The organism is Pseudarthrobacter humi (genome assembly GCF_024294965.1).
Lineage (GTDB): Bacteria > Actinomycetota > Actinomycetes > Actinomycetales > Micrococcaceae > Arthrobacter > Arthrobacter humi.
The window spans coordinates 61,396-69,713 of record NZ_JANCLV010000017.1; the positions used below are offsets into that span (position 1 = coordinate 61,396).

Genomic DNA, 8,318 nt, shown 5'->3' on the forward strand with positions numbered 1-8,318 from the left:
TGGGCCGTGGGTTTGGACTTTACGGCGATCGACTTCGAGACGGCCAATGGCTTCCGGGGTTCACCGTGCGCGGTTGGCCTGACAAAAGTGCGCGGCGGGCGCGTGGTGGATGAGGCGTCGTGGCTAATGCGGCCTCCGGTCAACCATGACCACTTCGAGTACCACAACGTCAGGGTCCACGGCATCAAGGCCACGGACGTCGCAGGCCGTCCCCGTTTCGGTGAACTGTTCCCGGAGATTGGCGCCTTCATCGGGGACGACATCCTGGCGGCGCACAACGCGGCCTTTGACCTGGGAGTGATCCGGTCAGGGCTTGAGGTCTCCGGCCTGCCCGGCCCTGCCTACGACTACGTCTGCACCGTGATGCTGGCCCGGCGCTGCTACTCCCTGGTCTCCAATTCCCTGCCGTTCGCCGCGGAGGAAGCCGGCGTGCCGCTGGTCAACCACCACGACGCCGCAGAAGACGCCCGCGCCTGCGCCGGCATCCTGATCGACATCGCGGCCCGGAACAACGCCAACAGCATTGCCGAGCTCTACCTGTCGCTGGGCCTGGTCCTGCCGCATCAGGAGGCGTTTGACCCTGCGCACGATGTCCTGTCCAAAGCCAGCCTTGCAGCCCTTGCCGGTGCCGCTGGCGGAGGCAGCGCCGCGCTGGTGCGCCCGTTCCTGTCCGGGTGGCCGGAGGAGGGCGACAACCCCGTCCCCAATGCCGACGCCGAACCCTCCCACCCGCTGTACGGCCAGACCGTTGTCTTCACCGGCGAGCTCTCCATGGCCCGGCCGGAAGCGAAGGTGCGTTCGGCCGAGCTGGGTGCCCGGCCGGAAAGCCGGGTAACCGCCCGCACCACGGTGCTGGTGGTGGGTGACGGTTTTGTGGCCGCGGACCTGAGGTCCGGCAGGCTGACCGGCAAGGCCCGGCGCGTTCTGGAGCTCCACGACCGCGGCCAGCCCATCGAAGTGCTCTCCGAAGGCGAGTTCCTCCAGATGGTGGGCGGCTGAGCCGGTCTCGGTTTCCGCATGCGATGGTTCCGGCTGCAGGGATACGGCGCGGTGTTCATTCGGCGCAACAAATCTTCCCTGCGGCGTGCCCGGCTCCTAGCCTTGCAGGATGAGCAAACTAACGGACGGCCAAACAACCGGAATCAACTGGTCCGCCGTGTTCGCCTTTCCTAACCCCGTCAATGAATACGCGGCCCGGATCACCGCCGGCCTGGTGGTGCTCCTCTCGGGCGCCACACTGCTGAGCGGATCCGTTTGGGGACTGGTGCTGATCGCCGCGGGCTTCTGGCTCCGGGTGCTCTTCGGCCCACGGATTTCGCCGCTGGCCCTGCTGTCCGTGAAGGTCCTGGCACCCCGTCTGGGCCGCGTTCGCCTGGTTCCCGGACCGCCCAAGCGTTTTGCCCAGGGCATGGGAGCAGCGGTGTCCACGACGGCGCTGATCCTGTTCCTTGCCGGTGCCGCCCCTGCCGCCTGGATTGCGCTCGCGGTACTCATTGCGGCCGCCTCCCTGGAGGCCTTCGCCGGATTCTGCCTGGGCTGCGTTATCTTCGGAGTGCTGCAGCGCCGGGGCCTGATCCCGGAGGACATCTGCGAGGCCTGTAACAACGTCGCGCTCAAGCGGTTGTAACGCCCACCAGCAGATCGGCCATGCCGCGGATGACGTCCGGCCCTTCGAGGGCGTCGAGCCATTCCGGGGGCAGACACTCGTCGCCGTAGTAGGCGCCCAGGATGTTTCCGGCGATGGATGCCGTGGTATCGCTGGCGCCGCTGTGGTTGACGGCCAGCGCCACGGCTGCCCGGAAATGGTCTTGCGGTGACAGGGTGGAGTCCGTGCCCGGCGCCGTGGCCAGGACGGCGTAAAGCCCGACGGCGAACGCCTCCTCCGCGACCCAGCCCGCGCCGAGCTGCCGAACCAGTTCCTCCGGCGACAGGACGCCCGTTCCCGCACAGCGGATAGCCGTCTCAAGCCGCTCGGGAAGTTCCGCCGCCACATCCTTCAGGCCACGGACTTCGGCCAGGACCGCCGCCGCCGCGTCCGCCAGGGTGTCACCCGCCACCAGGCGGTGGATCAGCAGGCTGAAGCTGCCGGCACTTTGCCGTGCGGACGGATGACCGTGCGTCAGGGAGGCGGCGTCGGCACTCAACTTGTAGACGGCGTCGGACGCTATGAAGGGAATCAGGCCGAACGGGGCCGACCTCATCACTGTTCCGCGATCCTTCGAGTCCGGGTTCACGGGCCGGTAGACCGTTCCCATTTCACCCGTGGCCAGCCCGCTGAGGCATGCGTTACCCGGGGCGCGGCGGTGCCTTAGGACCTCGTTGCCGTCGATCCACCGCGGCGGCTGGGCCGGGGCCTGCGGCGGTACGGACTCGCCCTGGGTGGCCAGCCAGCGGAGGTAGGCCAGCCACAGGCAGGCATTCGCATCGGCGCCCACGCCGTCATTGGCCCATTCGAGCACCTCAACGAGCCCGTCCACGGTGTACAGCGTCAGCTGCGTGTCGTCCGAAAAGTGGCTGCCGCCGTCGATCGCTGCCAGATCCGTCAGGCCCGCGGGGCCGAAGCGCTGGCGGATGGCCTCGATCGGTTCGAACTCCACCACGTAGCCCAGCGAGTCTCCCAGCGCGCCGCCCAGGAGGCAGCCGTGGATGCGGGACTTCAGCGGGGGCGCGGCAACGGCGCCCGGTTCAATGCTCATGACAGTAAATTTACCGTGGGGTGGAGGTGGAAGGCGCCGGGGCGCCACGCCGTCCGTCCACTAAGCTCGGACTCAGCCAACGCCCAGAATCCCTTGGCAGAATGCAAAGGCACCAAACCCCAACGATAAGGATTGCCCCACCATGACCACGCCTGTGCCCGTCCACCGTGATCCCGCCTCCGGGCTGACTGCCGGCAGCGGTGCCGAAGTCCGGCACGGTCTGGTGTCCAGGCTGTCTGCCGAAGCCTTTGGCAGCCTTTTCATTGTGGTGGCAGGCCTGGGCGTGCCGCTGTTCTCCATCCCGCAGTCCAGCCCGCTGCCGGCCGCGCTCGCAGCAGGTCTAGCGGTGACCGCGGCCATGCTGGCGTTCGGCTACGTTTCCGGCGGGCACTTCAACCCGGCCGTGACCGTTGGCCACGCCGTCGCCGGCCGGATCCGGCTCGGTGACGCCGCCGCTTACATCGGCGCGCAGCTGGTGGGCGCACTTCTCGGCGCCCTCGCACTCTTCGGCATTCTTCGGACCCTGCCGGGCATCCAGGACAGCCGCACGGCGTTCGACACCGTGACCGCCGGATTCGGCGAACATTCCATCATCCAGGCGCCCCTCTCCGGCGTGCTCCTGCTGGAAGTGCTCGGGGCCGCCATCCTGGTTGCAGTCTTCCTGGGCACCACCGCACGCAACAACGTCAACAAAACGGCGGCCGCCGTAGCGGTGGGCCTCGCCATCGCTGTCCTGCTGCAGCTGGGCCTGTCCGTGGGCAATGCGCCGTTCAACCCCGCCCGCGCCACGGCCTCGGCCGTCTTCAGCTCCAGCTGGTCCCTTGAGCAGCTGTGGCTCTTCTGGGTCGCTCCCTTGGCGGGCGCGGCCATCGCCGGGCTGGTCTTCCGTGGGTTCGCCGAGCCGGTTGGTGCCGTTACTGCTTCGGCCGCTGGATCAACCGCTGACGGGTCAGTATATGACGGCAGTGAGGCCGACGACGTTGAGGATTTCGACGACGACGAGGATGCCGACGTCGATGGCGACGTGGCCGACGAGTCCGCTGCGATGCCCGCCAAGGCAGCCGCTCCGGCCAAGCCCGCACCGGCTCAGACCGCCGCGGACAAGCCGGACGGCCGCGACGAAGCCCAGGAATTCTTCGACGGAAAGCGCGGCTAGCTGGCCCGGCTGGGCCGCGGCCTGTTGCGGCGGTTCCCTAAACTGTCGGTGGCAGCCGCTAGCGTAAGAATATGCGGTTATTGCACACATCGGACTGGCACTTGGGCAGGTCCTTCCACGGCGTCGGGATGCTGGACGCCCAACGGTCATTTGTTGATCAGCTTGTCAGCGCTGTCACCGAAAACGCCGTTGACGTTGTCCTGATCGCCGGCGATGTCTACGACCGCGCCCTGCCCGGCGTCGACGTCGTGGGGCTGTTGGACGATGCCCTGGTGCGGCTCACGGCGACCGGCGCTACAGTTGTGCTGACCTCCGGAAACCACGACTCCGCCATCCGGCTGGGCTTCGCGTCCCGGCTGCTGGAACGTGGCGGCGTCCACTTGCGGACCAGGCTGGCGGACCTGGACCAGCCAGTCGTCCTGCCCCTGGAAACGGATGACGGCGGGACGCCCGGTGCTGTCCTGGCCATCTATGGAATCCCCTGGCTGGAACCGCGCCTCGTCGCCGAACAACTCGGTGCAGAAACGGCCAGCCACTTCGACGTCACCCGCGCCGCCACTGACCGCATCCGGGCAGACCTCGCGGAGCGGAGCGCTGCGGGAACCGTCCATTCGGTGGTCCTCGCCCACACGTTCGCCAGCGGAGGGATCAGCTCAGACAGCGAACGGGACCTCAGCATCGGGGGAGTCGGAGCCGTGCCCCTGGACCTGTTTGACGGATTCAGCTACACCGCGCTGGGGCACCTGCACGGCCGCCAGACCCTGTCGCCGCAGGTCAGGTACTCGGGGTCGCCCCTGGCCTACTCGTTCTCCGAAGCCAAACACGCCAAGGGAAGCTGGCTGATCGACGTCGGCCCGGACGGTGTGAGCGGCGTATCGGAACTGTCGTGGTCAGCCCCGCGGAAGCTGGCCGTACTCCGCGGCGAGATCTCGGAGCTCCTGGAGTCCGCGGAACATTCCTGGGCTGAAGGGGCGTACTGCCAGGTCACTCTGACGGATGAGCAGCGGCCGGCGCAGGCCATGGAGCGGCTGCGGGCCCGGTTTCCGGACACGCTGGTCCTCGGCTTTGATCCGCAGGGCGGCGCCGTCAAGGCGTCCAAGAGCTACAGCAGTCGGCTCGCCGAAGCCCAGGATGATCTCTCGCTCTGCTGCGGATTCCTCGATCATGTGCGGGGGCGGGACGCGGACGACGCCGAGCGGTCGGCCATTGCCGCGGCGCTGGACAACGTACGCCTGACGGAGGCATCGCTATGAGGATCCACCGCCTTGCTATCTCCGCCTTCGGGCCCTTTGCGGGTACCGAGGAAATCGACTTCGACAGGTTGAGCGCCCACGGACTCTTCCTCCTTAACGGGCCTACGGGGGCAGGGAAGACCAGCGTGCTGGACGCCGTCTGCTTTGCGCTGTACGGATCCGTGCCCGGGGCGCGCCAGGAAGGTAAGCGCCTGCGCAGCGATCATGCCGAACCGTCGCTCGAACCGGCGGTAATCTGCGAGTTTTCCGCCCAGGGCCGCCACTTCGAAGTCACCAGGTCGCCCGCCTGGGATAAACCCAGCGCCCGCGGAAAGAACGGCTTCACCACACAGCAGGCCAAAACGCTCCTCCGGGAACGCATCAGCGGGACGTGGACGGAGAGATCCGGACGCAACGACGAAGCCGGCGCTGAAATCACCGCCCTGCTGGGAATGGACCGGGAACAGTTCACGCGCGTGGTGATGCTGCCGCAGGGCGATTTTGCCGCCTTCCTGCGGTCCAAGGCAGCCGATCGCCTGGAACTGCTGCAGAAGCTCTTCGGCACCCAGCGGTTCGAGGCCCTGGAAAAGGAATTGGCGGCGCAGGCACAGGCCGCGCGGAACGATGTTGCCCGGCTGAACGCGGAGCTTGAGCTGCTGGCGGCGCGGGCGGAAGCCGAGGCCGCTGCGCTGGCCATTGACGATTTTGCAGCTCCTGCCCAGGAAGAGTCTTCTGCCCGGATCGAATGGCTGCAGGAATCGGTGGCCCGCCGCGCAGGGGCACTGGCTGCCGCGGCGGAGGCCGCAGCAGCTGTCAGCAGGCACACCTCCGGCCGGCTGGAGAGCGAGTCCGCGCGGCGGGAACGGCACCGTAAACTGGCCGCCGCCGAGGCCCGGAAGGCAGCCGCAGAGGCAGCCCTGCCGTCACTGGAGGTCCATGCCGCCCGGCTCGAACAGCACCGCCGCGCCGAGGTGCTCTCGGGCCAGCTGCATGCTGTCCAGTCCAGCCAGACCCAGGTCCGGCACGCGGCGGGAGCCATGGAATCCGCCATCACACTGCTGCGCATGGCGGCCGATGAAGACCCCGAACTGGACCACCTGGACCTTGGCGCCTTGGATGCGGACCCCTCCGATGGCGGGCTCTCCGCCGCAGGAGCCCTTGACATCGCCGGTGAGCTCAGCCGGCTCCGGTCCCTGCTGGCCGTGGTGGAGGCCAGGCTGCCGGACGAAGAACGCCTCCATTCACTCGTTGCCAGGCGTGCCGCACTCAGCACGAAGCAGCAGGAACTCACCCAAAGGGACATTGACCTGGGCGTTTCGCTGCAGGCCCTCCGCACGGAGCAGGAAACCCTGACGGCACGCCTGGAGCCCCTGGCGGAACTGGCCTCAGCCGCCATCCTGCACGCCAAGGAAGCCGCTGCGGCTGAGGAACTTCTTGACGTCGTCCGGCGCTCCGCGGCTGCACGCGCGGCGCAGGGGCTCGCCACCGAGCGCCACTTGGCGTCCCGGGAGATCCAGCTTGAGAAGAAACTCCGCTGGCTGGACCTGCGCGAGGTCAGACTCGCCAACGCCGCCGCCGAACTCGCCGCCCAGCTGGCCGAGGGTGAAGCCTGCCCGGTTTGCGGCAGTGCGGACCACCCGGCTCCCGCCGAGGCTGCGGCGTCAGCGCTGGGCCTCAGCCAGGCCGAGGAAGCCGCCCAGCACGACCATGAGTCTGCGGAGAAGGATCTGGCCGCGCGGGCCAGTGAGTTGGGCGACGCGAACCAGTTGGTGGCTGTTCTTGAAGGCCAGGGCGGGGACACCCCCGAAAAGGATGCGATGTCAGCGTTCGAGACAGCCCGCGCCGCCGCCGGAGAGTCGCAGCTGGCGGTGAAAGACCTCGCTGACCTCCGGCAGCAGCTGGAGGCAGCCGACGCCAGATTTACCGCAGCGGATAATGCCAGGCACAGCGCGGCATCCGAACTCGCGCAGGTCACCGTTGAATTGTCGGGACTGGAGGACCAGCTGGCGTCGCTTAACGAGGCGCTCTCTGCCCTGCGCGGCGGCCACCGCAGCCTCACACGCCGGCTGCGGTCGCTGCAGGACGCTGCCGCCACACTGGAGAAGGCCATGGAGGCCCAGGCCTTGCTCAGCAGGGCCAGGGCCAGGGCCGAGGAAGCGCGGATCCAGCTTGACCTGGCGTTGCCGGAGGCTGGTTTCAGTTCTGACGGTGAAGCCCGGGCGCAGCTGCTGTCGGCCACCGACGCCGATGCCCTGCTGGCTAAGGTCCGGGCCGGCCACGACGAACAGGCGCGGATTGCCGAGCTGTTCACATCCGAGGATCTGCTGCTGGCACGGACGGAGGCCGCAGCCCATCCCGCGGTGGACGAAGCCCTCATTGCCGAGCTGCAAGCCGCCGCGGAGCAGGCCGGGGAGGAGGCACGTGCCGCCGATCTCGCCGCCGGCATGGCCGTGCGCTGTGTGGAATCGCTGGCCGCTGTCCGCAATGACTACGAACGGCTTGCCGGTTCCGGGCGGGTTCCGCGGGAACGCGCCCGGTTGCTGACAGCCCTGGCTGATACCGCCGTAGGCCGAGGAGACAACACGTACCGCATGAGCCTGAACAGCTACGTCCTCGCGGCACGGCTCGAACAGGTGGCGTTGGCTGCTTCCGAACGCCTGGTGGCCATGAGCGATGGCCGCTACCTGCTCCAGCATTCAGACGCCAAGGCCGCGCGGGGCGCGAAATCCGGGTTGGGCCTGGAAGTCGTGGATCAGTGGACGGGGCACCGCCGGGATACCTCCACCCTGTCCGGCGGCGAGTCTTTTATGGCGTCCCTCTCACTCGCCTTGGGGTTGGCCGACGTTGTGCAGCAGGAGTCCGGCGGCATCCAGATCGAGACGCTCTTTGTGGACGAGGGTTTCGGCAGCCTGGACGAACAATCCCTGGAACAGGTGATGGATGCCCTCGAAGGCCTTCGCGACGGCGGGCGGGTTGTGGGTCTCGTCAGCCATGTGGGGGAAATGAAACAGCGTATCGGAACCCAGCTCCAGGTCCTCAAGGGCCGGAACGGTTCCACGCTCCGCATTTCCGATGCCGCCGAAGGGCTGGTGTGACGGGGGCCATGCCAGGCCCCGAGGAATCATGTCAAGATGCCCGCGTAGCTTTCATCGTGGAATCATTTGATTTTGCCCGGATTGATGGTTGGTTCTTGGGGCCTTGCTTGGCCGTGGTGAGGGTGAGCAGGTCGGTGCA

6 protein-coding genes are annotated in these 8,318 nt (G+C 67.8%); 5 read left to right on the forward strand and 1 reads right to left on the reverse strand.

Translation table 11 applies throughout. The annotated features are described in order from the left end of the window. Positions 1-6 precede the first annotated feature (6 nt). Together NFC73_RS18495 and NFC73_RS18500 are read left to right on the forward strand one after the other, a co-directional pair. Complete coding sequence (locus NFC73_RS18495) at positions 7-999, forward strand: 3'-5' exonuclease (RefSeq protein WP_254752604.1); 993 nt, start codon at positions 7-9, stop codon at positions 997-999. A gap of 109 nt (positions 1,000-1,108) precedes the next feature. Continuing rightward, entirely contained in the window at positions 1,109-1,627 is a 519-nt protein-coding gene (locus tag NFC73_RS18500; RefSeq protein ID WP_254752606.1) for a DUF4395 domain-containing protein, read from the forward strand. Here the strand turns inward: NFC73_RS18500 and NFC73_RS18505 are convergent. Further along, a complete protein-coding gene (locus NFC73_RS18505; RefSeq protein WP_254752608.1) occupies positions 1,614-2,696 on the reverse strand; it encodes an ADP-ribosylglycohydrolase family protein in 1,083 nt (360 codons plus the stop codon). The genes NFC73_RS18500 and NFC73_RS18505 overlap by 14 nt on opposite strands. Before the next feature lie 142 nt (positions 2,697-2,838). On the opposite strand from NFC73_RS18505, the gene NFC73_RS18510 reads away from it, so the two are divergent. The 3 genes from NFC73_RS18510 (at position 2,839) to NFC73_RS18520 (ending at position 8,179) form a co-directional block, all read left to right on the forward strand. Continuing rightward, a complete protein-coding gene (locus NFC73_RS18510; RefSeq protein ID WP_254752610.1) occupies positions 2,839-3,852 on the forward strand; it encodes an MIP/aquaporin family protein in 1,014 nt (337 codons plus the stop codon). A gap of 71 nt (positions 3,853-3,923) precedes the next feature. After that, entirely contained in the window at positions 3,924-5,105 is a 1,182-nt protein-coding gene (locus NFC73_RS18515) for an exonuclease SbcCD subunit D (protein WP_254752612.1), read from the forward strand. Next, a complete protein-coding gene (locus NFC73_RS18520) occupies positions 5,102-8,179 on the forward strand; it encodes an AAA family ATPase (protein ID WP_254752614.1) in 3,078 nt (1,025 codons plus the stop codon). Before NFC73_RS18515 ends, NFC73_RS18520 begins: the two co-directional genes overlap by 4 nt. The last annotated feature ends 139 nt before the right edge of the window (positions 8,180-8,318 follow it).

Coding starts and splice junctions, on each gene's coding strand:
- NFC73_RS18500 (WP_254752606.1), top strand. CDS start 1,109: ATGAGCAAACTAACGGACGGCCAAACAACCGGAATCAACTGGTCCGCC.
- NFC73_RS18505 (WP_254752608.1), bottom strand. CDS start 2,696: ATGAGCATTGAACCGGGCGCCGTTGCCGCGCCCCCGCTGAAGTCCCGC.
- NFC73_RS18510 (WP_254752610.1), top strand. CDS start 2,839: ATGACCACGCCTGTGCCCGTCCACCGTGATCCCGCCTCCGGGCTGACT.
- NFC73_RS18515 (WP_254752612.1), top strand. CDS start 3,924: ATGCGGTTATTGCACACATCGGACTGGCACTTGGGCAGGTCCTTCCAC.
- NFC73_RS18520 (WP_254752614.1), top strand. CDS start 5,102: ATGAGGATCCACCGCCTTGCTATCTCCGCCTTCGGGCCCTTTGCGGGT.